We start from the raw sequence: 23,131 nt of genomic DNA on the forward strand, positions 1-23,131 counted from the left end.
GATGATCGACCTCGCCCTTCTTCGCGACCAGCCCGAGATCGTCCGCCGCTCACAGATTGCGCGCGGCCACGACTCCTCCACTGTCGATGCGGCGATCGAGGCCGATCGATCGCGCCGTGCGGCGCTGACTGCCTTCGAAGACCTCCGCGCCGAGCAGAACGCCTTCGGCAAGCAGGTCGCGAAGGCGCCCAAGGAAGAGAAGCAGGCGCTCGTCGCGCAGGTCAAGGAGCTTGCCGAGCGCGTCAAGCGCGCGCAGCAGGTGGCGAATGAAACGGCGGATGCCGCGGCATCCGCTCTCGCCCTCATCGAGAACATCGTGATCGACGGCGTTCCCGCCGGTGGTGAGGCCAACTTCATCGAGCTGCGCCGCGTCGGGGAGACGCCGGCATTCGGCTTCGAGCCGCGCGATCACCTCGAGATCGGCGAGATGCTCGACGCGATCGACATGGAGCGCGGCGCGAAGGTATCTGGCGCACGCTTCTACTTCCTCAAGGGAATCGGCGCGCGGCTCGAGATCGCTCTGATGAACCTCGCGCTCGACAAGGCGCTCCAGAACGGTTTCACCCCGATGATCGTGCCGACGCTCGTGCGTCCGGAGATCATGCAGGGCACCGGCTTCCTCGGCGAGCACGCCGATGAGGTCTACCACCTCGACAAGGACGACGACCTGTATCTCGTCGGCACGAGCGAGGTGGCGCTCGCCGGCTACCACAAGGACGAGATCGTCGACCTGACAGACGGCGCGCTCCGTTATGCAGGCTGGTCCACGTGCTATCGCCGCGAGGCGGGGTCGTACGGCAAGGACACCCGCGGAATCATCCGCGTGCACCAGTTCAACAAGCTCGAGATGTTCGTCTACACGACCCTTGAAGACGCCGAGGCAGAGCACCTGCGCCTGGTCGCGCTCCAGGAGGAGATGCTCACCGCCCTCGGCCTGTCGTACCGTGTGATCGACGTCGCTGCCGGTGACCTGGGATCCAGCGCTGCGCGCAAGTACGACATCGAGGCATGGGTGCCGACGCAGGGCGCGTTCCGCGAGCTCACCTCTACTTCGAACTGCACGACCTTCCAGGCGCGTCGCCTCGATGTGCGGCACCGCCCTTCGACCGGCTCAGCGAGCGGTAAGACCGCGCACGTCGCAACGCTGAACGGTACCCTCGCGACCACGCGCTGGATCGTCGCGCTGCTTGAAACGCACCAGCAGGAGGACGGATCGGTCCTCGTGCCCGAGGTGCTGCGACCGTATCTGGGCGGGCTGGAAGTGCTCGAGCCGGTCGGTGCTTCGAAGACGAAGGATTCCCAGTGACCTCGCCCTGGCTCGTCGGACTCGATGTCGACGGCACGATCATCCTGCAGGACGAGACCATGAGCCCGGGCGTACCCGAGGCTGTCGCCCGCGTCCGCGATGCCGGGCACGTCGTGACCATCGCGACCGGTCGCAGCTGGCCGGCCACCGAGCGCTGGGTCGACGAGCTCGAGATCACCGCCGACTACGTGGTGTGCTCGAACGGTGCGGTCACGATGCGCCGCGTCGACGACGGGTGGGAGCGCTGGAGCGTCGAGACGTTCGATCCGAGTGAGGTGCTCGCACTGCTCACCGAGCGGCTGCCCGAAGCGCACTACATGGTCGAGCTGGGTGACGGGATGCGGCTGTTCACCGGTGAAGTCGGCGACTGGACACTCGAGGGCGGGCGCCAGGTCGATCTCGCAGAGCTCGGTGCGCTGCCCGTCTCGCGTGTGGTCGTTGTCTCGCCCGGGCACGATGAAGAGGATTTCCACCGGATCGTTGCAGAGACCGGACTCAACGAGGTCTCGTACGCGATCGGCTGGACGGCTTGGCTCGACATCGCACCTCAGGGCGTCGACAAGGGGAGCGCGCTGGCGAAGGTCCATTCCGAACTGGGCATAGACGGCGGGCGGGTCCTGGTCGTCGGTGACGGACGCAACGACATCGGCATGTTCGAGTGGGCGCGTGAACTCGGAGGACGAGCGGTGGCCATGGGGCAGGCGCCCGATGAGGTGAAGGATGCCGCGGGCTCTGTCACCGCTGACGTCGAAGAGGGCGGACTGGCCGACGCGCTCGACGCACTTCTCGTACATCCAGGGGTCGCCCAGGTCAAGGCAGCAGAATGAAAACCAGCTAGACTCGACGACTGATCACCGGATTCTTCTGGTGATGGAGGGCTGTCCGAGCGGCCGATGGAGCTGGTCTTGAAAACCAGTGGGCAGAAATGTCTCGTGGGTTCGAATCCCACGCCCTCCGCAGAAGCGCTGAAGGGCTCCGCAGATGAAAGGCACTGAGTGAGCGCGAAGATTCGCCGTCGCAAGACCGTGGCCCGCCACGGTCAGTTGCGCACCCCGGGCCCGATCGGGCAGTTCTTCAAGATTCTCGGTATCGCACTCGCTGTCGTTCTCGTGAGCGGTGTCAGCGTCGGCGCCTTCGTCGTCAGTGATCTGTACGGCACGGCCACCGCGGATGCGGTCGAGCTCGAAGGGCAGAAGCCGATCCCGCCGAACATCAGCGAGTTCGAGGGCGGGTTCGATCTGCTGCTGGTGGGCACCGACACGTGTGAAGATGCCTACGCTCAGTACTTCGGCGACCGTTGCAGCGGGCCGGATTCCGAAGGCAACCTCAACGACGTGAACATCCTGGTCCACGTCTCCGAGGAGCCGCGCCGCATCACTGCGGTGAGCTTCCCGCGTGACCTCATGCTCCCCATCCCGGAATGCACGCGCGACGACGGCAGCACCACAGGCGCTATGCGCAAGCAGCCGCTCAACAGCGCGTATATGGATGCCGGGCTCAACTGCGTGGCCAAGACTGTGAGCGAGCTCACCGGGCAGGACATCGAGTTCGCGGCTGCGGTCACATTCGGCGGCGTGATCGAGATCACCAACTCGATCGGTGGCGTTGATGTGTGTCTGGCGACACCGATCCAGGATGAGCACACCGGCCTCGACCTGGCCGCTGGTACGCATACTGTGGCAGGAATTGAAGCGCTGCAGTTCTTGCGCACCCGTCACGGCGTCGGCGACGGCAGCGACCTGGGTCGCATCGGCAACCAGCAGCAGTACATGTCGAGCCTTGCGCGGAAGCTCATCAGCGGCGAAGTGCTCGGCAACGTGCCGACGATGCTCAGGCTTGCGAACACGGCGCTGAGCAACCTCGAGGCGAGCACGTCGCTGACGAACCCCATGACGATCGTGCAGGTCGCACTCGCGGTCAAGGACGTGCCGTTCGAAGACATCGTCTTCCTGCAGTACCCGACGTTCGATGACTATGACGATCCGAACAAGGTCGTCCCGGACACCGAAGGCGCACAGGCGATGTGGGACGCGATCAACGCCAACCAGCAGCTGCAGGTCACGCACCAGAACACCGAGAACGACGGCGTCGTGGTTCAGGAACCGGCACCTCCGGCACCTGACGAGTCGGCGACCGAGGCTCCCGCGACGCCGGCGGATAACGTGGTCGCGCTCCCGGACAACATCAAGGGCAACTCGGCTGCACAGCAGACCTGCTCGAACGGCAACGTTCGGTAGGTCTCGGAGCGCTTCGCGCTGCTAGCGGGGCGCGTAGCGGATCGGCTCGTGCGTACGGGCGACGAGCGCCCGCAGTTCCTCGAGCGTCGCGGGGGCGGCACCCAGTGCGCGGGCCTGCACGAGCACGTTCCCCAGTGCGGTCGCCTCGACGGGACCTGCGAGCACGGGAAGGCCCGAGCGGTCGGCGGTCGCCTGGCACAGCAACCGGTTCAGTGATCCGCCGCCGACGAGATGGATGCTGTCGATCTCGCGCCCGGACAGATCAGCGGCAGTCTGGACTGCCGTGGCGAAGGCTGCGGCGATGGATTCGACGATCGTGCGTGTGAAGGCGGCGCGACTGTCGGGAACGGTCGTACTGTTCTCGCGCAGCACCGCCGCGATGCGGGCCGGCATATCCCGCGGAGCGCTCAGCGACGAGTTGTTCGCGTCGAACAGGGGGATGTCGCCTGTCACGGCAGCCGCGGCATCCAACAGCTCCGGCAGATCGATCGAGGCGTCGTCTTCGGCTTCCCACGCCCGCACCGTCTCGCTGAGAAGCCACAGCCCCGTGACGTTGTGCAGGAAGCGGTAGCGCCCGTCGACGCCGAGTTCGTGGGTGAAGTTCGCCTCGCGCGCCGCATCCGTCAGCACCGGTTCGGTGAGCTCGACGCCGACGAGACCCCAGGTGCCGCACGAGATGTACGCCGACTTCGGCGAGGAAAGCGGGACGGCGGCGACGGCGGATGCCGTGTCATGCGAGCCGACCGCGATCACCGGGAGGTCCTTCCCGATCTGCGCCGCGAGCTCGGGGCGCAGCATCCCGATCACCGATCCGGGGTCGACCAGCGAGGGGAGCGCCGCCGTCGGGATGCCGAGGCTCTCGGCGAGTTCGGTGTCCCACGCGCCCGTGCGCACACCGAGCAACCCCGTCGTCGATGCGTTCGTGCGTTCGGCGACGCTGGTGCCCGTCAGAAGGTACGCGATGAGGTCAGGGATGAGCAGAGCGGTGTCGGCATCCGCAAGCTGTCCGTCGACACGGTACTGGTACAGCGTGTTGAACGGCAGAAACTGCAACCCGTTGTGGGCGTACAACTCGGGGAAGGGAACGATCTCGTGCACCTCGGCGACGCCCCGCTCGGTGCGAGCGTCACGGTAGTGGAAGGGCTCGGCGAACAGTTCTCCGCCCTGCAGCAGCCCGTAGTCGACCGCCCAGGAATCGATGCCGATGCTCTCGATCGCGGGTTCGCGTCGCACAGCCTCGGCGAGGCCATCGAGGATATGGGTCCAGAGTGCGTCGAAGTCCCAGTGCAGGCCGTCTTTGCGTTCGACGGGGCCGTTCGGGAAGCGCGAGACGAGTTCGAGATCCAAGGAGTCGGGTCCGACGCGCCCGATCATGACGCGTCCGCTGGTCGCGCCGAGGTCGACCGCGGCGATAGCCCGCACGCCCATCACACGCCCTCCTTCATCGAGACCGCAAAACCACGCCGAGACCGCAGCGATTCGCCGCGGTCTCGGCGTGGTTTTGCAGGTTTGCGGGAGGTCATCGCAGGAACGCCGCCGCGACGCCCGAATCGACCGGGATGTGCAGGCCCGTCGTGCGGCTCAGCTCGGGGCCGGTCAGTACGTACACGGCATCCGCGACGTTCTCGGGTACGACCTCGCGCTTGAGGATCGTGCGGTTCGCATAGAACTGTCCGAGATCCTTCTCCTCCACGCCGTAGGTCGCGGCGCGGTTCGCGCCCCAGCCAGAGGCGAAGATGCCAGAGCCGCGCACGACGCCGTCGGGGTTGATGCCGTTGACGCGGATGCCGTACTCGCCGAGCTCCACGGCCAGCAGGCGCACCTGGTGCGCCTGGTCGGCCTTGGTCGCCGAGTATGCGATGTTATTCGGGCCCGCGAAGACGGAGTTCTTCGACGAGATGTAGATGATGTCGCCACCGAGCTTCTGGTCGATGAGCACCTTGGCGGCGGCCTTCGACACGAGGAACGAGCCCTTCGCCATGACGTCGTGCTGCAGGTCCCAGTCCTTCTCGGTGGTCTCCAGCAGCGGCTTCGAGAGTGAGAGCCCCGCGTTGTTGACGACGAGGTCCACGCCGCCGAAGGCGAGCACGGCATCGTTCAGTGCTGCCTGCACGGCATCGGCATCCGCGACGTTGGCGGCGACGCCGATCGCGACATCCGTGTTGCCCAGCTCAGCGGCCGCGGCTTTCGCCTTCTCGAGATCGAGGTCAGCGATGACGACACACGCGCCCTCCGCGGCAAGACGGACAGCGATGGCCTTACCGATTCCGGATGCTGCGCCGGTGACGAACGCGATGCGGCCCTGGTGCGACTTCGGCTTCGGCATCCGCTGCAGCTTGGCCTCCTCCAGCGCCCAATACTCGATGCGGAACTTCTCCGCGTCCGAGATGGGGGAGTACGTCGAGAGGGCCTCGGCACCGCGCATGACGTTGATCGCGTTGACGTAGAACTCGCCGGCCACGCGCGCGGTCTGCTTGTTCGCACCGTACGAGAACATGCCGACGCCGGGGATCAGAACGATGAGCGGGTCGGCACCGCGGATGGCCGGACTCTCGGCGGTCGCGTGTACGTCGTAATACGCCTGGTAGTCGGCGCGGTACTCGGCGTGCAGCTCGTGCAGGCGCGCGATCTGCTCGTCGACGGATGCGGTGGTCGGCAGGTCGAGGATGAGCGGCTTGACCTTGGTGCGCAGGAAGTGGTCGGGGCAGCTGGTGCCGAGCGCCGCGAGACGCGGTGCATTCGACGAGGCGAGGAAGTCGAGCACGACTTCGGAGTCGGTGAAGTGGCCGACCATCGGTTTGTCCGTCGATGCGATGCCGCGGACAGTGCCGGCGAGGACAGCCGCGCGCTCACGGCGTTCGGCTTCGGGCAACGCCTCGAAGCCGGCGCGCACGCCGCCGAACGGCTCGGCCTTGCCGTTCTCCTCGATGTAGGCGGCGGCGGTGTCGATGATCCACAGCGAGTTCGCCTCGGCAGCATCCGACGTGTCGCCCCACGCAGTGATGCCGTGGCCGCCGAGGATGCAGCCGATCGCACCGGGATTCTGCTTCTTGATCTCGGCAATGTCCAGACCGAGCTGGAAACCGGGGCGCCGCCACGGCACCCATACGACCTTCTCGCCGAAGATCTTCGCAGTCAGCGCTTCGCCGTCTGCGGCGGTCGCGATCGCGATGCCAGAGTCGGGGTGCAGGTGGTCGACGTGCGCAGCATCCACCAGGCCGTGCATCGCGGTGTCGATCGAAGGCGCGGCACCGCCCTTGCCGTGCAAGCAGTAGTCGAACGCGGCGACCATCTCGTCTTCACGCTCGATGCCAGGGTAGACGCCTGTGAGCGCGCGGAAGCGGTCCAGGCGCAGCACCGCCAGGCCCTGCTCCGTGAGCGTTCCGAGGTCTCCCCCGGAACCCTTCACCCACAGCAGTTCGACCGGTTGACCGGTGACCGGGTCAATCTCGGTGCCCTTGGCCGAGGTGTTGCCTCCGGCGTAGTTCGTGTTCTTCGGGTCGGCGCCGAGACGGTTGCTGCGCTCGATGAGGGCGGCGGCGGTGGGGTTCGTCATGATCACGCCCCCCAGCCGGCCTGCGTGCCGCCGACGCGGTCGGCTGCGATCTTCTGCTGGTAGCCGGATGCCGCGTACGCCGCCATCGGGTCGCCGGCGAGGCCGCGCGACTCGCGCCATTCGTCGAGCGCCGGGCGTACATCGGTGTAGAACGCGTCCATGAAAACGGCATTCGCCGCGAGCACATCGCCCGACTTCTGGGCTGCGGTGAGAGCATCCCGATCGACGAGCAGCGCGCGCGCCGTCATCTCCTGCACGTTGAGCACCGAACGGATCTGCCCGGGGATCTTGTCCTCGACGTTGTGGCACTGGTCGAGCATGAACGCCACGTCGGGGTTGTTCAGCCCGCCTCCGCGCACCACCTCGAAGAGGATGCGGAACAGCTGGAACGGGTCAGCGGCACCCACGATGAGGTCGTCGTCGGCGTAGAAGCGGGAGTTGAAATCGAACGAGCCGAGCTTTCCGAGCCGGAGCAGCTGCATGACGATGAACTCGATGTTGGTGCCCGGCGCGTGGTGGCCGGTGTCGAGGCACACCATCGCCTTGTCGCCGAGCGAGGACACCTGGGCGTACGAGGTGCCCCAGTCCGGAACATCGGTGTGGTAAAAAGCCGGCTCGAAGAACTTGTACTCCAGCACCAGGCGCTGGTCGTCGCCGAGGCGGGCGTAGATTTTCTGCAGCGATTCCTGCAGGCGGTCCTGGCGTCCGCGCAGGTCGGCCTGGCCGGGATAGTTCGAACCCTCGGCAAGCCAGATCTTCAGGTCACGGCTGCCGGTCGCGTCCATCACATCGATGCACGCGAGGTGGTGATCGATCGCCTTGTTGCGAACCGCAGCGTCCTCATGCGTGAGAGCACCGAACTTGTAGTCGTCGTCCTGGAACGTGTTGGAGTTGATCGTGCCGAGCGAGACGCCGAGATCTTCCGCGTGCTTGCGCAGGTCACCGAAGTCGCACATGTCCCACGGGATGTGCAGCGCGACGACCGGCGCGAGCGCGGTGTACTTGTTCACCTGCGCGGCATCCGCGATCTTCTCGAACGGGTCGCGGGGCGTGCCGGGGGTGCCGAACACCTTGAAACGGGTTCCGGAGTTGCCGAAGGCCCACGAAGGGAGCTCGATCGACTGCTTCTCGAGTTCAGTGAGGATGGCGGGGGAGAGCGTGGTCACGGCGATGCTCCTTCGATCGGCCTTGACGCGGATGCGTGGGATTTATGAATCGTTTCAACCTTCATGCTAGGTGGTCGTTCCGGTCCGAGTCAACATGATGAACGGCTGCCCAGCTGAGGAGAACACCCGATGCCGTACACTCGCGGTCAGCGTGAAGGATGAGGAGTGTCAGGTGTCAGTGAGTGTGCGAGATGTTGCGGTCGCGGCATCAGTCTCTGTCGGCACGGTCTCGAACGTTCTCAACCGGCCCGACAAAGTCGCGGCAGAGACGGTCACGCGCGTACTCGCGGCGATCGAAGAACTGGGATTCGTGCGTAACGATGCCGCCCGTCAGCTGCGGGCGGGGCGGAGCCGGAGCATCGGCCTCGTCGTACTCGACGCCGGCAACCCGTTCTTCGCCGATGTCGCTCGCGGGGCCGAGGCCAGAGCAGAAGAGGATCGGCTGTCCGTGCTCCTCGGAAACAGCGATGATGATTCTTCGCGTGAAGCCGGCTATCTCGATCTGTTCCGGGAGCAGCGCGTCAACGGGGTGCTGATCAGCCCGGCATCCGATGGCGTCAACAAGCTCGAACAGGTAGCGAATGCCGGCATCCCGGTGGTCCTCGTCGACCATGAGCTGCCGGGGAGTCGCTTCTGCTCGGTGTCGGTGGACGATGTCGAGGGCGGGTATCTCGCCGTGCGGCATCTGATCGACATCGGTCGACGCCGGATCGCGTTCATCGGGGGACCGTCATCGATCGCGCAGGTCGCGAACCGTCTGCGCGGAGCGCGGCGTGCTGTCGAGGAGACTCCGGATGCTGCGCTCGAACTGATCGAGATACCGGCGCTGACAGTGTTGAACGGTCGCACCGCGGGCGAAGAGATCGTGCGTCGTGAGCCATCTCAGCGCCCGGATGCCCTGTTTGCCGCGAACGACCTGCTCGCGGTGGGGGTGCTGCAGGCCCTGACCATGTTCAGCACGGTGCGAGTGCCCGAGGACATCGCCCTGATCGGCTACGACGACATCGACTTCGCAGCGGCGACCGTTGTGCCGCTGAGTTCAATCCGCCAGCCCGCGCGGCTGATCGGACACACCGCCGTAGACCTGTTGCTGCGCTTCATCGATGACCCGGACGGTGACTACGAGCGCAACGTTCGGTTCCAGCCCGAGCTCGTGATTCGGCAGTCGACTTCGAGCGCTGACAGCATTGATGGGGACGCCGGCTGAGTGCCGGCGCCCCCATCAATTCAGCAATTCAGTTACTTGACGATCCCGACTTCCCGGACGTCGACGATCTCGCCCTCGGGCTGCCAGCTGGTGCCATCGAACCGGCTCAGCTGGAACTGGAAGACGATACGCCCGTCAGGACCGGAATCGAAGTTGATACCGGGGAGCGTCAGCGGGTTCTCCAGGTCGGACAGCGAGTCCCAGGACGCGATGAATCCTTCGCTGTCGAGCGACTCCGCCTGCTCCAGCGCGCCGACGATCGCCGCCGCGAGCCCGTATCCGCTGAACGCCAGCGAGTCACCGATCTCGGCCTCGTGGCCCTGCGCCGTCATCGCCTCGGCGTACGCGAGATAGCGCTCATCCTCAGCGAAGAGCGGGTCAGACGGGTCCATGTACCACTTGAACGCGTACGCTCCCTCGACTGCCGGGGGCGTTGCCTGGTTGATGGCGGCGGTGAAGTCCGACGTCGTCGATCCGAGCATCAGCGTCGGCTCCCACCCGATCTGGTGAATGTATCCGAGCAGTGCGCCGACGGTCGGTGCGCCGATGTTGACGACGAGCGTGTCCACGCCTGCGGCCTGGAACTGACTCACCTGAGCGCTGAGGTCGGACGTGCCGGGCGCGACCAGCGCCTGCTCGGCAGGAACCACCCCGCCGGTGGCGAGGCCCGCGAGCTGGCTCTCGCTCAGGTCGTTGTTGAATCCGACGTAGCCGACGACAGCATCCGGCTTCTGCTCCTTTATCCACTGCGCCTGGAGTTCGCCCTCCCACGCGACATCCGGCCAGAAGGCACGCTGGAGGGGATAGTTGTCGATGTCGCTGAGGGGGGAGTTGCCCGCCAGGGATACACCGGCCACATCCTTCTGCCTGAGGTAGTCGCGGCCAGCGATGGAGATGCCGCCGAAGTTGACGACCAGAATGGCGTCGTCCTTCTCGACGAACTTGCGCTGGTTCTCGACCAGACGTGCCGGGTCGTACGCATCGTCCGCGGTGACGAGTTCGATGGGGTGCCCGTTGATCCCGCCGTTGTCATTGGTCTCTGCGATGTACGTCTCGATTCCGGCCAGACCGGGTGCGACGGAACCGGCAGGACCGCTCAGCGGCCAGCTGACGCCGACGACGATCGGTGCCTTGTCTCCGTCGTCCGACGACGGTCCTGCGTCACCGCCTCGAGGACTGCAGGCGGTCAGGGCGAGGGCTGCGGCGCCGAGCAGTGCGACGCTCGTGAGCGCACCGCGGCGGATGGATTTCATCATCGAATCTCCTGTGTGTCGGGTTGGGTGGGAAGGGAAGGATGCGGTTCGGCGGCGGGAGACCGCCAGACCGAGCGATACAGACGCGAGACCAGACCGGCGATACCGCCGGGGGCGACGATGATGCACACGCCGAGCACGATCGCGAAGATCAGCTGCGCGAGATACGCCGAGGTGTCACCCGGCACCGCTTCGCTGAACCAGGTCGGCAGGTAGACGATGACGGCGGCGCCGACGATCGCGCCCCACCATGAGCGGCTGCCGCCGACGACGGATGCGACGAGCAGCGTGATCGAGAAGACGAGCGGATACGACTCGGGCACGACGAGTCCGAGCACGAACGCGTAGAGGGCGCCGCCAAGGCCGGCGAGAGCCGAGCTGAGGACGAACACGACCAGCTTGAGCCGATCGGCGTTGACACCCATCGACGCTGCCAGGATCGGGGAAGCCCGTACTGCGGCGAGTGCCCGACCTGTGCGTCCCGAGACGATCACCCGCAGCATCCCCACGCACACAAGCAGCACGAGGAGGATGACGAGATAGGCCCATTGCGCGTCAGTGAGCGCATCCGTGGGGGAGGCCAATCCTGCGTCGCTCAGGGTGATGCCGGCCTGACCGCCAGTGAAGTCGGAGAAGCGGTAGAGCAAGATCGGGAACAGAGCGGCGATGACGATCGTCAGGAGACCGAGATTGAACCCGCCCAGACGCACGCCGGGGAACCCGAGGATTATGCCGAGCACGATGCACAGGACGACTGCGCCGAGAACGGCCAAGCCGACCGGCCACTCCAGGTAGCGCATCAGCATCATCGCGGCGTAGCCGCCGATACCGAAGATTGCGCCGTGTCCCAGGCTGATCTGGCCGGAGGAGCCCATCAGAAGGTTCAGGCTCACGACTCCGAGGGCGACCGCGAGAACGCGGCTCATCGAGAACAGGTCGTAGTCGCTGACGAGGAAGGGCATCAGGATGCCGACGATGATCGCCACGGCGACGATGCCGCGCGGCAGCCAGGTACGAAGTGAAGACATCATGCGCGCACCGTGCTCTCACGGCCGAACAAGCCGGCGGGTTTGAACAGCACGACCACGATCACGACGGCGAACGCGAGGAGCACATTGAGGTCTCCGCCCAGCCCCGGCACGTAACGCCCGCCCAGAGCCGCCAGTACGCCGATGATCAGTCCACCGAGGACGACGCCCACGCGGCTGGTGATCCCGCCGAGGTTCGTCGCTGCCAGTGCCATCAGTAGCGGCACCGTCATCATGCCGGGTGACAACCCCAGCGTGGGAGCGGCCACGACGCCGGCGATTGTGCCGACGCCGCTGGCGACCGCCCATCCTGTTGCGAGCCAGAGGCCGCCCGAGAGCCCGAGCAGTGCAGCCGATGACTGGTTCTGCGCCACTGCGCGCAGGCGCAGTCCGAAATTCGTCCGGGTGAGCAGGAGCGCCATGGCGAGCATCGCACCTCCGACGAGGACGACTCCTGCCACCTGCTGGCTGGTCAGCCGCACTCCGCCGAGGTGGAAGACCCAGGTTCCGAAGAGCGGGGGGAATCTGTGTGGATCCGTGCCCCAGATCATGCTGATCACGGCACTGACACCCAGTAGCAGGGTGACACCGAGCGTGGTGAGCGCCGTCTGGTTGCGCCGGTCCACCCATCGCACGATGAAGAAGTAGATCGCGGCGCCGATAGCCGCTGAGACGACGATCGCGATCGGAATGGCGAGCCACAGCGGGAGCCCGAAGAGCAGAACCGAATAGGAGATGTACGCCGCGAGCACGGCCATTTCTCCCTGGGCGAGGTTGAGCATCCCGGTTCCCTGGAAGATCACGCTCAGTGCCAGTGCGAGAGCCGCGTAGACCAGCCCGGTCATCAGGCCGTCGAGTGAGATCTGGATGAACTCGATCATGCGGAGCCCTCCTTCTGGTCGGCGGGCGACGCTGCGCCGCCGAGGTAGTGGGCCTGCAGAGCATCGGTCGACTGGTATTCAGCGGCCGGTCCGTCGTGGACGACGCGACCGCGGCTGAGCAGCACCACGCGATCGGCGACGGCCAGCGAAAGCCGTGCGTTCTGCTCCGCCAGGAGCACCGTGAGGTCCCATTCCGTGCGCAGTGCCGTGAACTGGGAGAACAGCTCCTTGGTGGTCAGAGGCGCGAGTCCGAGGGAGGGCTCGTCGACGAGCAGCAGCCGCGGCCGAGCCAGGAGAGCCCGGCCGATTGCGAGCATCTGCGCCTGCCCGCCCGAGAGTGCTCCGGCGGGACGCTTCCGAAACTCCTCGAGGATCGGGAACGAGCGGAAGACTCGCGCGAGGTCGTCCGCGCTGTCGGTGCGCCGTGCAGACGGCCTCGCGACGGTGCCGAGACGGAGGTTCTCCTCGACGGTGAAGTCGGAGAAGGTGCCGCGGCCCTCGGGAACGTGCCCGACGCCGAGTCGTGCAATCTGGGGCGTGCGCAGCCGTGCGATGTCGGTGCCGGCGAAGGTGCGGGTGCCGTTGACGGTGATGGTGCGGCTGATGGCTCGAAGGAGCGAGGTCTTGCCGGCGCCGTTCGGCCCGAGCACCGCCACGATGCTGCCCTCGTCGATGTCGAGATCGATGCCGTGCAGCACTTCGACCTTCCCGTATGCGGCGGTGACGCCGCGCAGACTCAGAAGGCTCATGCTGCATCGACCTCCACGTCGCTTCCGAGGTACGCCGCGACGACCGCGGGATTCTTCTGGATTTCCGCGGCAGCGCCGACAGCGAGGAGCCGACCGGCATCGAGAACGGCGATCGTGGACGCATAACGCATGACGAGGGCGACATCGTGCTCCACGAGCACGCACGTCATCCCTGTCTCGGCGCCGTGCGCGACGACGAGATCCATGAGAGCGTTCGCCTCCTGCTCGCTCAGTCCAGCGGCCGGCTCATCGAGCATGAGCAAGCGGGGCTCGGCGATGAGCGCGCGAGCGATCTCGACCCGGCGTCGGTCACCGTGTGCGAGAGCCCCGGCCGGAGTCCACGCGTGGGCACCCAGCCCGACGCGCTCGATGACTGTCATCGCCTTCTCGCGAACCGCGCGTTCTTCGCGGCGCGCGCCGGCGGGGGCCCAGAGGGGTGTGAAGATGCCGACGTGCGTGTCGGTGTAGGAACCGAGCATCACGTTCGTGAGTACGTCCTGATCGTCGAGCAGCACCGGGGTCTGAAACGTCCGGGCGATGCCGGCGCCCGACCGGCGGAACGCGCGCTTGCCGTCGAGCGCTGTGCCCTCAAGGAGGATCGAGCCTTCGTGTCTGTAGATGCCGCTGACGCAGTTGAAGAGCGTGGTCTTGCCTGCGCCGTTGGGGCCGATCACGGCGCTGACGCCGCCCTGGGGGACATCGAAGGTCACCGAGTCGAGCGCGCGCACACCGCGGAAGCCGATCCCGACGTCGATGAGTCGGAGCGCGGGTGCGGGTGATTTCGTCATCAAGAACTCCCTTGTTCTCTTGCAATGAGACTCGACGCCGCTGCAACAGGAAAGGGGCTTCTTGTGATGTGCTTATCGATAAGGGTGATAGCACCCCGTGCAGACTAGTCGGCGTCGCGGAGCTCGGCCGCGGCCTGCGCGAAAAGCCCGCGCATCCACTGGTGCTCAGGGTCGCGATCGTGCACAGGATGCCACCACACGGCGTTGAGCACCGGGGTCGCGTCGAAGGGCAGCGCGAAGGTGCGCACATCGGCGGAACGCTCGAGAGCGGGTGCGACCGAGGCGTGCACCAGGCCGAGTCGATCGGTGTCTTCGATGAAATAGGCCAGGGCGAGGAAGCTCTCAACGACCGCCTCGAACCTCGGTTCGATTCCGAGTTGCTGGATCTGACGGCTCGCCGAAGTGAACGCCTCGCGGGACTGATAGGTGAAGACCCAGGGGCGCGCAGAGAGATCGGCCATCGTGGCCTGCTCACCGATCGTCGTGTCGTGCGTGCTGGTGATCCCCACCCAGTGGTCCTGCCAGAGATCGGCGTACGGCAGGTCGCTGAGGAAGCCGTGCGGGATGAGCATCGCGTCCGCGGACCGCAGCCGAGAAGCGGCATCCTCCACGACTGCCGGGCTGTGCAGCATGAAACGGAAGCGCACTCCGGGTGCTTGCTCTCTGGCCAACCGGCTGACATGTCGACCGACGGTCACGAAGGAATAGTCCGACCCGTAGATGGAGAACTCGCGTGTCGACAGCTCCGGGTTCCACGCCGCCTGACTCTCGAACACTCGCCGGGCGGCTTCGAGCGCCGTGGTGGTGTGGTCCGTGAGTCGGATGGCAAGCGGGGTCAGGTCGTAGGAGTTCCCACGGCGGGCGAGAATCGGATCGTCGAAGTGTGTACGCAGTCGCGCGAGTGAGGCGCTGAGGGCTGGCTGGCTGAGATGCAGTCGCTCGGCTGCCCTGGTGACACTGCGTTCGGTGAGCAGCGCGTCCAACGACACGAGCAGGTTCAAGTCGAGGCGCGAGAGCAGGGGCTGATCGGACACGGGTGGGTCTTTCTCGGGTGGGACAGGCTCGGGGCGAGCCGACACCCATCGTATCAGCCGCGCTGATAGCGGAGATAGCTGAATTCGGATTCCCTGATAGTTGTGGCGCGCTGCAGAGTGGGAACACGACGAGCCCCATCTCAGAAGGAATCAACGATGATTAAATTGCTTTCCCACCTCTCCTACGTGGCGATCACCACGCCTGATGTCGAGGCGTCGGTCAAGTTCTACGAGGAGCAGGTCGGCCTTACGGTCGTAGACCGCATCGACGGCGCTGTCTACCTGCGATGCTGGGGCGACTACTACGCCTACAGCGTCGTCGTGAAGCCCGGCGACGAGCCCGCCCTTGAAACCATGGCGTGGCGCACGACCAGCGCCGAGGCGCTCGAAGAGGCCGCCAAGCGCATCGAGGCCGCGGGGGTGCAGGGCGAATGGATCGACGACCTGCCGCTGATCGGCCGGGCGTACAGCTTCACCGGGCCCTACGGACACCCCATGACCCTGCACTGGGACGTCACCCGTCACCAGGCACAGGGCGACACGGCATCCATCTATCCCGACCGTCCCGAGAAGCGCTCGAAGGTCGCCGGTGCACCGCGCCAGCTCGACCACGTCACCATCGCGGCGAGCGATGTCGACGGCTTCGTCAAGTGGTATGTCGATGTGCTCGGCTTCCGGTTCATGGCACGCACCGTTCTGGACGAGGCGCCTATCTCGGTGTTCTCTGTGCTCACCACGAACGAGAAGTCACACGACCTCGGTGTCGTCCTTGACAGCTCCAGCGTCGCAGGGCGCATCAATCACTACGCGTTCTGGGTCGACACCCGTGAGGAGCTGCTCATCGCGGCAGACACGCTCATGGAAAATGGCACCCCGATGGAGTACGGCCCGAACATCCACGGTATTGGTGAGCAGACGTTCCTGTACTACCGTGAGCCGTCGACGATGCGTATCGAAGTGAACACCGGTGGCTACCGCAACTACGTTCCGGACTGGGAAGCCCGGACGTGGCGTCCGTCGCAGGGCTCGAGCAACTTCTATCGCAACGGCTCTATGCCGATGTCGATGACCGAGTCGTTCCCGCCGGCTGACGGACCGTCCGCGACCGAAGAGGGCGTGCCCGACGAGATCAAGGACCTGCTGCTGAACCCGTACACCCAGCACGGCTAAGGGTGAGTGCAAAGGGGTGCGGTGATACCGCACCCCTTTCCCGCCATCCCGCAGACTGAGAAACGAAACTGGAGAACGATCGATGACGACCACGACAGCACCCTTCGCGCTGGCCCGCTACCGGGACGGCGATGCTGCGCGTCTCGGGCTGGTGGCGGGAGACCGCATCCGCCCGTTGGACGATGAAGACCTCGGCGCAGCCGGGCTGAACGCGTTCCTCGCAGCCCCCGACTGGGATCGCCTCGGCGCGCTCGCCAAAAGCACCGATGGTTCCTGGCGTCCGCTGGACGAGGTTGTCCTCACCGCGCCGGTCGAGCCGCGTCAGGTGCTGCAGACGGGTGCGAACTACCGTCAGCACGTGATCGAACTGGTCGCCGCCGGAGTGTCGAAGAACAGCGATCGCACAATCGAAGAAGCTCGCGAGTTCGCGGCCAAGCTGATGGACGATCGGGCCGTGAACGGTGAGCCCTACTTCTTCATCGGTCTGCCCGCGTGCGTCGTCGGCGACGACGTACCGCTCGTTCTGCCGTCCTACAGCGAGGTGCACGACTGGGAGCTGGAGCTGGCCGTAGTGATCGGTCGGGAAGCGTTCCGGGTGACTCGCGAGGATGCCCTTGATCACGTCGCCGGTTACACCATCGTCAACGACGTCACCACGCGTGACCTCGTATTCCGCGAGGACATGAAAGACATCGGCACCGACTGGTACCGCGGCAAGAATGCCCCCGGCTTCCTGCCCACTGGCCCGTTCTTGGTGCCGGCCGAGTTCGTGGATGCCGGCAACGCGGCGGTGCGACTCGAACTGAACGGAGAGGTGATGCAGGATGCCTCTACCACCGACCTGCTCTTCGACATCCCGGCACTGATCTCGGCGGCATCCCAGAACATGCCCTTGCTGCCCGGTGATCTGCTGCTGACCGGAAGCCCCGCGGGTAATGGTCAGCACTGGAAGAGGTTCCTGCGCGACGGCGACGTCATGACGGGGACGATCGGTAACCTCGGCACCCAGGTCATCCGCTGCGTCGCGGAGGATGCGTCGTGACGGCTCCATCCGAGAACCCCGCTGACCTTGACCGCCAGGATCCAGAGGCAGAGATCGCACTGCGTGCCGAGGCGTTTCGCAACTGGGGTCGCTGGGGCGAGGACGATGCACTCGGCACGCTGAACTTCATCGACCAGGCCAAGCGGGTGCAGGCCGCGGGCCTGGTTCGCGACGGCCGGGCGATCTCGCTCGCGCAGTCCTTCGACACCGAGGGTCCGCAAAAGGGCTGGCGCCGACGCACGAACCCAGTGCACACGATGACCGACACCGGCACCGACGCCGAACGCGGCAATCAGGGTTTCCCGCACGGGATCGGCGGCGCGGATGACGTGATCGCTATGCCACTGCAGTGCTCGACTCAGTGGGACGGTCTCGGCCACATCTTTGATCACGGCAACGCGTGGAACGGTCGGCGTGCCGGCGACGTTGTCACGAGTGAGGGCGACCTCGTCACGGGCATTGAGCACGCGGCATCCGTCGTCGTCTCTCGCGGCGTGCTGCTCGACGTCGGTCGGCATCTGCGTCCCGAGACGGGCGAGCTCGACGACGGCCACGCGATCACCGTCGCCGACCTCGAGGCGACCGCCGCAGCGCAGGGCGACTCCGCCCGCATCGGCCGCGGCGACATCGTGCTGGTCCGCACCGGTCAGTACGCGCGCACCCGCCGCGACGGTTGGGGTGACTATGCAGGGGGACCCGCACCCGGGCTCTCCTTCACCACCGCCGGTTGGCTGCATCGCACGGAGATCGCTGCCATCGCGACCGACACCTGGGGCTTCGAGGTGCGCCCGAACGAATTCGACGCCGCAGCCTTCCAGCCGTTGCACCAGGTCGTGATCCCGAACATAGGCCTCACGATCGGCGAGATGTGGAACCTCGACGAGCTCGCGGAAGCCTGCGCAGAGCTCGGCCGCTGGGAGTTCTTGCTCTCTGCCCCGCCTCTGCCCATCACGGGTGCGGTCGGCTCTCCGATCAATCCCATCGCCCTTCTCTAACTTTCCCATGCACTACACCAGAACAGAGAGGTTCTGACATGACCGCAGTATCCAAAGTCGCGATCGCCGGCAGCGGCGTCGCGGGACTCGCCGCAGCGATCCAGTTGGCGAAGGCGGGCGTCGAGGTCGACGTCTTCGAAGCCCTGCCCGAATTGACCGGCCTCGGTTCGGGCATCTCTTTGCAGGGGAACGCGCTGCGCTGCTTCGACGCGCTTGGCGCGTGGGACGACATCCGGGATGCCGGCTACGCGTTCGAGGGGCTGAACCTCCGAGCTCCCGGACCTGACGCACCGATCGTCGCCTCTCTTCCCGACGTCAAGACTGGTGGCCCCGACTACCCCGCCGCGATGGGGATGCCGCGTGCCGAACTGGCGCGCATTCTGCTCGCCCATGCACAGGCGGCGGGCGTGAACATCGTCTTCGGCGCGAAGGTCACGGCGATCGACGCGAGCGCATCGGACTCTGTCGAGGTATTCGTGGATGGCGAATCCGCCGGAGCATACGATCTGCTGGTCGGTGCAGATGGTCTGCACTCGACCGTCCGCGGACTCATCGGGATCGAGACCAAGCCCGAGCAGAACGGGATGGGCATCTGGCGCACGTTCGTGTCACGTCCGGCCGAGGTCGAGCGCAGTGAGCTGTACTACGGCGGACCGGTGTACATCGCGGGCTACACGCCCACCGGCGAAGACTCGATGTATGCGTTCCTGGTCGAGAAGGCGCAGGACCGATTCGGTCACTCCGATGAGGAGGCCACACGCATCATGCTCGAGGAGTCTCGAGCGTATGCCGGCCCGTGGGACTCTATTCGCGCCGACCTGGAGACGGGCGCGCACGCGAACTACACGTGGTTCACGCGGCACATCGTCGACGCCCCGTGGAACCGCGGACGCGTCGTGATCATCGGAGATGCCGCACATTCCTGCCCTCCCACGATCGCCCAGGGCGCCGCGCAGGGGCTGGAGGATGCCGTTGTGCTCACCGAGCTGCTGGTCGCGGCAGATGCCGTCGACGAGGCACTGTGGGATGAGTTCCACCGCCGCAGGCTCCCGCGGGCAACTGCTGTTGTCGAGGCGTCTTCACAGCTCGCGCAATGGCAGATCGACGGTAATCGTGACGCCGACGCTGGCGGGTTGATCTTCGGGATCGCGAAGCAGATGGCGGAGCCAGCATGACCGTCGAGAACGAGCGGACCGCAGATGTCCGCGTGACAGATGTGCATGCCCATGTCCTGCTGCCGTCGATCCAGGCGGCGGTGGAGGCGCGAGTACCAGAGCTTGTCGCCGAGGCTGCCGCGCTGGATCTGAAGCGCAACGGCGCCGAGAGTGCAGCGGTGTCCGGCCCCATGGTCGGCGCCCGCATCCCGAAACTCACGTCGGTCGCCGAGCGGCTCGCCGTGATGGACGAGCAGGGTGTTCAGGTGCAGTGGGTGAGCGCATCGCCGAACCACTTCTATCCTTGGGCGCCGGAGGGTCTCGCGGTCTGGACGGCGAACGAGGCGAACAGGCTCGTCGCCGAGCACGTGGCTGAGGCCCCGGACCGGCTCGTCGGGCTCGGGCTCGTTCCGCTGCAGCATCCGGAGCGGATTGTGGAGTGCCTCGATGACGCCGTACTCGGGCGGGGACTGGCCGGCGTGGAGATCTCTTCGTTCGCCGGCGATGTCGAGCTCTCGGACGAGCGGCTCGAGCCGTTCTGGGCACGTGCCGCCGAACTCGGTTGCGTGATCTTCCTGCACCCGTTCGGCTGCAGCCTGGACGAGCGGCTTGACCGCTTCTACCTGGCCAACACGGTCGGGCAGCCGACGGAGAACGCGGTGGCGCTCTCGCACTTCATCTTCGCGGGTGTGCTCGATCGGCATCCGAACCTGAAGATCGTTGCCGCGCACGGTGGAGGCTACCTGCCATTCGCGATCGGCCGTTCCGACCACGCCTGGGCCGTGCGGCCCGACGCGCAGCGCTGCGCCGAGGCACCATCGACCTATCTGAAGAAGATCTGGTTCGACACGGTCGTGCACAATCCCACGTCTCTGCGGCACCTGATCGAGGTCGCCGGGGCTGACCGGGTTGTCCTCGGCAGTGACTTCCCGTTCGACATGGGGCTCGACGACCCGGTGGCGTTCGTGCAGGACGCAGGGCTTTCCGCCGAGGTCGTCCCGCGTATCTTGGGCGCAAACGCCGCTGATCTGCTGACGGGAAAGGTGCAGGCATGAGAATCGCCCGCTGGGAGAGCGGACAGGGCGTCGGCGAGGGGTTCATCATTGCAGACAATGTGGTGCCGTTCCCCGACGGACTCACCGTCACCGACGTGCTGCGGCGTGGTCTCGCCGAGACGCACGCTCTGTACGAGCGAGTGGAGGGCGCCGGCGAACCGCTGGCGAACGTGCGCCTGCTCGCTCCAGTTGTGCCCGCCTCGGTGCGGGACTTCGTCGCGTTCGAGGAGCACGTCGAAGGAGTGAGCGCCGGGGTTGAGGGCAAGAGCGACGTCGCCGCGGAGTGGTACGACGCACCCACGTTCTACTTCACCAACCCGCACACCATCTCGGGTCCTGGCGACGTGATGCGCCCGCCGGTCACCGAGAAGCTCGACTTCGAGCTCGAACTCGCGCTCGTCATCGGCGCGGACGCAGAAGTGGGGGAGTCGAACCTCGACGCGCAGTCTGCGGCATCCGTCATTTTCGGCTACACGATCATGAACGACTGGTCGGCTCGCGACCTGCAGGCCCGTGAGATGAAGGTGCGTCTGGGGCCGGCGAAGGGCAAAGACTTCGGCACGACGCTGGGACCCTGGATCGTCACCGCCGACGAGGTGGCGCCGTATCTCGATGACGACGGTTTCCTGGCGCTCCGCGCCGAGGTGTACGTCAACGGCGAGCTGATCGGCGAGGACCTGCTGTCGAACGCGGGCTGGCCGTTCCCAGAGTTCGTCGCCTACGCCTCGCGCAACTCGCGTGTGGTGCCCGGCGACGTGCTCGGATCAGGCACAGTCGGTAACGGCGGATGCCTCGGCGAGCTCTGGGGTCGCAACCAGGCCCTCACCCCGCCCCCGCTGCGCGAAGGCGACGAGGTGCGGATGGTTATCGAGGGCATCGGCGAACTCGTCAACACGGTCGGGGAGCAGGTGCCGGCACCGCCGCTCCCATCTGCCCGACCGCGTCCGAGGAGTCGCCGTCGCTGAGGGACACGATTCGTTCCTCATCGTCAGACCGGTTATGATGAATAAGCGCATCCGTGGCTTCGAGCCAGATGCCTGGAGACGTCGCATAGTGGCCTAGTGCACCACCCTGCTAAGGTGGAGTCCTCTCTAAGGGGACCGAGGGTTCAAATCCCTCCGTCTCCGCATTTGACCTTTCCCGGGTGTGCACCACTTTCCCCAGCTGCACTTGCTTACGTTTTTTGAGCGATCTGCTGATTCTCCCCGTTTCTCACTGAGCATTTTTTATCAGCGGAGACGGAGGGTTTTTTTCTCGCTGCCGCTCTCGAGTTCGTGCTCTCGCGAGATTCCGCAGTTAATGGCGTCTCGATCAGCTGCCGCGAGGCAAACGAGAAAGAAGTGAGAAAGGGAGACCGAGTGTGATGTCTCGGGACATGGGTGACAGTTCTGTGTCTGGACTTCGGTGACGGTTTGTGTATCAGGACATCGGTGACACTTCCTGTTTCTGGGGTCCGCGGGGTTTGCCGTTACCGACGTACTTGATGCCGGGTGGTGGCCAGTTGTGTTCGACGATGAGGGTGCCGCGGTCGTCGAAGACCATGATTCCGCCGGCGTCGTAGAGCACGAAGACGTCCTTGCCGCGCATGGGGTAGCTGACGTTGAAGACGCAGCCGCGGGCTTTGATCGATCCGTTCGGGTGGACGGTCGCGATCCGGATCCCGTCGAGCACGCGACCGTTCGGGGAGGGTGCCGGGGGTAGCGGCTCGTCAGGCTTCCGTGGCGGTAGGGGCCGTGGCCGGGGCGGTGTCGCTTTCGGTGTCGCTTCCCACGCCTGCAAGGGGGTGATTCGGCCGGGTAGTGCCTGGTGGGGGCGTTCGGTGTTGTAGATGTGGTCGAACTGGTCGATCTGGGTCTGCAGCTCTCGGAGGTTGCGGGCGATGCGCTGCTGTCGAGGTAGCGGAACAGGGTCTGATGGAATCTCTCGTTCTTGCCTTGCGTGGTCGGCTTGTACGGCTTCCCGGTGATCGGATCGACTCCGAGCCGGTAGACGTATTCGACGAGCTGTCCGATGAAGCCGCGCCGTGAGGGGTTCAACGCGAGGCCGTTGTCGGTGAGCAGCCGTTGCGGGACGCCGTGGCGTTTGATGGCTCGGCGGACAACGCGGACGGCGCCGCGGGAGGTTTCGCCGACGGCGGCGTGGGACGCGACGGGGTAGCGGGAGTGGTCGTCGATGAGTTGGAAGATCATGCATTGGCTGCGTACAGTGCCAGCAAGGCTGGCTTGATCGGTCTAGTCAAGAGTTTGGCGATGGAGTTCGCGCGTACTCGACTTACCGTGAACGCCATCGCCCCAGCGACTATTGATACGCCGATGATGAAGGACACTCCGGCGGAGCGACGGTTGGCGGACCGTGAATCGATCCCGGTAGGTCGCTTTGGCACTCCGGATGAAGCTGCTGCGCTCATTTCTTATGTGGCATCCGTGGAGTCAGGTTTCACGACGGGGTTCGCGTATGACCTCTCGGGAGGGCGAGCCCAGTACTGAGCCTTCGGTGTACGCCGTCGATGC

General features: G+C 65.8%; 21 protein-coding genes, 2 tRNA genes and 1 pseudogene. 13 read left to right on the top strand and 11 right to left on the bottom strand.

The window, feature by feature from the left end:
• The first annotated feature begins 1 nt into the window (after position 1).
• From serS to ACN0RC_RS06540, 4 genes are all read left to right on the top strand, one after another.
• Positions 2-1,306, top strand: coding sequence for a serine--tRNA ligase (gene serS, locus ACN0RC_RS06525; RefSeq protein ID WP_417509991.1), 1,305 nt, complete (start codon positions 2-4; stop codon positions 1,304-1,306).
• Positions 1,303-2,133, top strand: a complete 831-nt coding sequence (locus ACN0RC_RS06530) for an HAD family hydrolase (RefSeq protein WP_417509993.1) — start codon at positions 1,303-1,305, stop codon at positions 2,131-2,133. Before serS ends, ACN0RC_RS06530 begins: the two co-directional genes overlap by 4 nt.
• Positions 2,134-2,178: 45 nt before the next feature.
• Positions 2,179-2,263 (top strand) — tRNA-Ser (locus tag ACN0RC_RS06535).
• 38 nt (positions 2,264-2,301) lie between these two features.
• Positions 2,302-3,543 carry an LCP family protein gene (locus ACN0RC_RS06540; RefSeq protein ID WP_417509995.1) on the top strand — a complete coding sequence of 414 codons (1,242 nt, stop codon included), beginning with the start codon at positions 2,302-2,304 and terminating at the stop codon, positions 3,541-3,543.
• Between the two features lie 21 nt (positions 3,544-3,564).
• On the opposite strand, the gene ACN0RC_RS06545 is transcribed toward ACN0RC_RS06540, so the two are convergent.
• From ACN0RC_RS06545 to rhaI, 3 genes are all read right to left on the bottom strand, one after another.
• A complete protein-coding gene (locus tag ACN0RC_RS06545) occupies positions 3,565-4,971 on the bottom strand; it encodes a rhamnulokinase (protein ID WP_417509997.1) in 1,407 nt (468 codons plus the stop codon).
• Positions 4,972-5,062: 91 nt separating this feature from the next.
• The gene (locus ACN0RC_RS06550) at positions 5,063-7,099 is read right to left on the bottom strand and encodes a bifunctional aldolase/short-chain dehydrogenase (protein ID WP_417509999.1); all 2,037 of its coding nucleotides are present in this window, start codon (positions 7,097-7,099) and stop codon (positions 5,063-5,065) included.
• 2 nt (positions 7,100-7,101) lie between these two features.
• Positions 7,102-8,265, bottom strand: coding sequence for an L-rhamnose isomerase (rhaI, locus tag ACN0RC_RS06555; protein ID WP_417510001.1), 1,164 nt, complete (start codon positions 8,263-8,265; stop codon positions 7,102-7,104).
• A 172-nt stretch (positions 8,266-8,437) separates the two neighbouring features.
• Between rhaI and ACN0RC_RS06560 the strand changes: the two genes are divergently transcribed.
• Entirely contained in the window at positions 8,438-9,472 is a 1,035-nt protein-coding gene (locus ACN0RC_RS06560) for a LacI family DNA-binding transcriptional regulator (protein ID WP_417510003.1), read from the top strand.
• 32 nt (positions 9,473-9,504) lie between these two features.
• Here the strand turns inward: ACN0RC_RS06560 and ACN0RC_RS06565 are convergent, their stop codons facing one another.
• From ACN0RC_RS06565 to ACN0RC_RS06590, 6 genes are all read right to left on the bottom strand, one after another.
• The gene (locus ACN0RC_RS06565) at positions 9,505-10,728 is read right to left on the bottom strand and encodes an ABC transporter substrate-binding protein (protein WP_417510005.1); all 1,224 of its coding nucleotides are present in this window, start codon (positions 10,726-10,728) and stop codon (positions 9,505-9,507) included.
• A complete protein-coding gene (locus tag ACN0RC_RS06570) occupies positions 10,725-11,756 on the bottom strand; it encodes a branched-chain amino acid ABC transporter permease (protein WP_417510007.1) in 1,032 nt (343 codons plus the stop codon). The genes ACN0RC_RS06565 and ACN0RC_RS06570 overlap by 4 nt, the downstream gene beginning before the upstream one ends.
• Complete coding sequence (locus ACN0RC_RS06575; protein ID WP_417510009.1) at positions 11,753-12,634, bottom strand: branched-chain amino acid ABC transporter permease; 882 nt, start codon at positions 12,632-12,634, stop codon at positions 11,753-11,755. The genes ACN0RC_RS06570 and ACN0RC_RS06575 overlap by 4 nt, the downstream gene beginning before the upstream one ends.
• A complete protein-coding gene (locus ACN0RC_RS06580) occupies positions 12,631-13,383 on the bottom strand; it encodes an ABC transporter ATP-binding protein (RefSeq protein ID WP_417510011.1) in 753 nt (250 codons plus the stop codon). Before ACN0RC_RS06580 ends, ACN0RC_RS06575 begins: the two co-directional genes overlap by 4 nt.
• Positions 13,380-14,171 carry an ABC transporter ATP-binding protein gene (locus tag ACN0RC_RS06585; RefSeq protein WP_417510012.1) on the bottom strand — a complete coding sequence of 264 codons (792 nt, stop codon included), beginning with the start codon at positions 14,169-14,171 and terminating at the stop codon, positions 13,380-13,382. Before ACN0RC_RS06585 ends, ACN0RC_RS06580 begins: the two co-directional genes overlap by 4 nt.
• Before the next feature lie 104 nt (positions 14,172-14,275).
• A complete protein-coding gene (locus ACN0RC_RS06590; RefSeq protein WP_417510014.1) occupies positions 14,276-15,205 on the bottom strand; it encodes a LysR family transcriptional regulator in 930 nt (309 codons plus the stop codon).
• Between the two features lie 156 nt (positions 15,206-15,361).
• Here ACN0RC_RS06590 and ACN0RC_RS06595 point away from each other — a divergent pair, with 156 nt between their 5' ends.
• From ACN0RC_RS06595 to ACN0RC_RS06625, 7 genes are all read left to right on the top strand, one after another.
• Positions 15,362-16,375: a VOC family protein gene (locus ACN0RC_RS06595; RefSeq protein WP_417510016.1), complete on the top strand. Its 1,014-nt coding sequence runs from the start codon at positions 15,362-15,364 to the stop codon at positions 16,373-16,375.
• Between the two features lie 82 nt (positions 16,376-16,457).
• Positions 16,458-17,417 (top strand): fumarylacetoacetate hydrolase family protein, encoded by a 960-nt coding sequence (locus tag ACN0RC_RS06600; protein ID WP_417510018.1) that lies wholly within the window; start codon positions 16,458-16,460, stop codon positions 17,415-17,417.
• Positions 17,414-18,412: a cyclase family protein gene (locus ACN0RC_RS06605; protein ID WP_417510019.1), complete on the top strand. Its 999-nt coding sequence runs from the start codon at positions 17,414-17,416 to the stop codon at positions 18,410-18,412. The genes ACN0RC_RS06600 and ACN0RC_RS06605 overlap by 4 nt, the downstream gene beginning before the upstream one ends.
• 38 nt (positions 18,413-18,450) lie before the next feature.
• A complete protein-coding gene (locus tag ACN0RC_RS06610; protein ID WP_417510021.1) occupies positions 18,451-19,587 on the top strand; it encodes an FAD-dependent monooxygenase in 1,137 nt (378 codons plus the stop codon).
• The gene (locus ACN0RC_RS06615; protein WP_417510023.1) at positions 19,584-20,621 is read left to right on the top strand and encodes an amidohydrolase family protein; all 1,038 of its coding nucleotides are present in this window, start codon (positions 19,584-19,586) and stop codon (positions 20,619-20,621) included. The genes ACN0RC_RS06610 and ACN0RC_RS06615 overlap by 4 nt, the downstream gene beginning before the upstream one ends.
• Positions 20,618-21,586: a fumarylacetoacetate hydrolase family protein gene (locus ACN0RC_RS06620; RefSeq protein ID WP_417510025.1), complete on the top strand. Its 969-nt coding sequence runs from the start codon at positions 20,618-20,620 to the stop codon at positions 21,584-21,586. The genes ACN0RC_RS06615 and ACN0RC_RS06620 overlap by 4 nt, the downstream gene beginning before the upstream one ends.
• 74 nt (positions 21,587-21,660) lie before the next feature.
• Positions 21,661-21,748, top strand: a tRNA-Ser gene (locus tag ACN0RC_RS06625).
• 292 nt (positions 21,749-22,040) lie between these two features.
• Here the strand turns inward: ACN0RC_RS06625 and ACN0RC_RS06630 are convergent.
• Together ACN0RC_RS06630 and ACN0RC_RS06635 are read right to left on the bottom strand one after the other, a co-directional pair.
• A complete protein-coding gene (locus ACN0RC_RS06630; RefSeq protein ID WP_417510460.1) occupies positions 22,041-22,292 on the bottom strand; it encodes a hypothetical protein in 252 nt (83 codons plus the stop codon).
• A 156-nt stretch (positions 22,293-22,448) separates the two neighbouring features.
• A pseudogene (locus tag ACN0RC_RS06635) lies at positions 22,449-22,616 on the bottom strand (hypothetical protein); the annotation flags it as partial.
• 68 nt (positions 22,617-22,684) lie between these two features.
• Between ACN0RC_RS06635 and ACN0RC_RS06640 the strand changes: the two are divergent.
• Complete coding sequence (locus ACN0RC_RS06640) at positions 22,685-23,107, top strand: SDR family NAD(P)-dependent oxidoreductase (protein ID WP_417510026.1); 423 nt, start codon at positions 22,685-22,687, stop codon at positions 23,105-23,107.
• The last annotated feature ends 24 nt before the right edge of the window (positions 23,108-23,131 follow it).

The sequence above is a fragment of the Microbacterium sp. genome, from assembly GCF_048259935.1.
Lineage (GTDB): Bacteria > Actinomycetota > Actinomycetes > Actinomycetales > Microbacteriaceae > Microbacterium.

Bases quoted from the DNA above. Each gene is read 5' to 3' on its own strand.
- serS (WP_417509991.1), top strand. From the start codon at position 2: ATGATCGACCTCGCCCTTCTTCGCGACCAGCCCGAGATCGTCCGCCGC.
- ACN0RC_RS06545 (WP_417509997.1), bottom strand. From the start codon at position 4,971: ATGGGCGTGCGGGCTATCGCCGCGGTCGACCTCGGCGCGACCAGCGGA.
- ACN0RC_RS06550 (WP_417509999.1), bottom strand. From the start codon at position 7,099: ATGACGAACCCCACCGCCGCCGCCCTCATCGAGCGCAGCAACCGTCTC.
- ACN0RC_RS06565 (WP_417510005.1), bottom strand. From the start codon at position 10,728: ATGATGAAATCCATCCGCCGCGGTGCGCTCACGAGCGTCGCACTGCTC.
- ACN0RC_RS06570 (WP_417510007.1), bottom strand. From the start codon at position 11,756: ATGATGTCTTCACTTCGTACCTGGCTGCCGCGCGGCATCGTCGCCGTG.
- ACN0RC_RS06575 (WP_417510009.1), bottom strand. From the start codon at position 12,634: ATGATCGAGTTCATCCAGATCTCACTCGACGGCCTGATGACCGGGCTG.
- ACN0RC_RS06580 (WP_417510011.1), bottom strand. From the start codon at position 13,383: ATGAGCCTTCTGAGTCTGCGCGGCGTCACCGCCGCATACGGGAAGGTC.
- ACN0RC_RS06585 (WP_417510012.1), bottom strand. From the start codon at position 14,171: ATGACGAAATCACCCGCACCCGCGCTCCGACTCATCGACGTCGGGATC.
- ACN0RC_RS06595 (WP_417510016.1), top strand. From the start codon at position 15,362: ATGATTAAATTGCTTTCCCACCTCTCCTACGTGGCGATCACCACGCCT.
- ACN0RC_RS06600 (WP_417510018.1), top strand. From the start codon at position 16,458: ATGACGACCACGACAGCACCCTTCGCGCTGGCCCGCTACCGGGACGGC.
- ACN0RC_RS06610 (WP_417510021.1), top strand. From the start codon at position 18,451: ATGACCGCAGTATCCAAAGTCGCGATCGCCGGCAGCGGCGTCGCGGGA.
- ACN0RC_RS06615 (WP_417510023.1), top strand. From the start codon at position 19,584: ATGACCGTCGAGAACGAGCGGACCGCAGATGTCCGCGTGACAGATGTG.
- ACN0RC_RS06620 (WP_417510025.1), top strand. From the start codon at position 20,618: ATGAGAATCGCCCGCTGGGAGAGCGGACAGGGCGTCGGCGAGGGGTTC.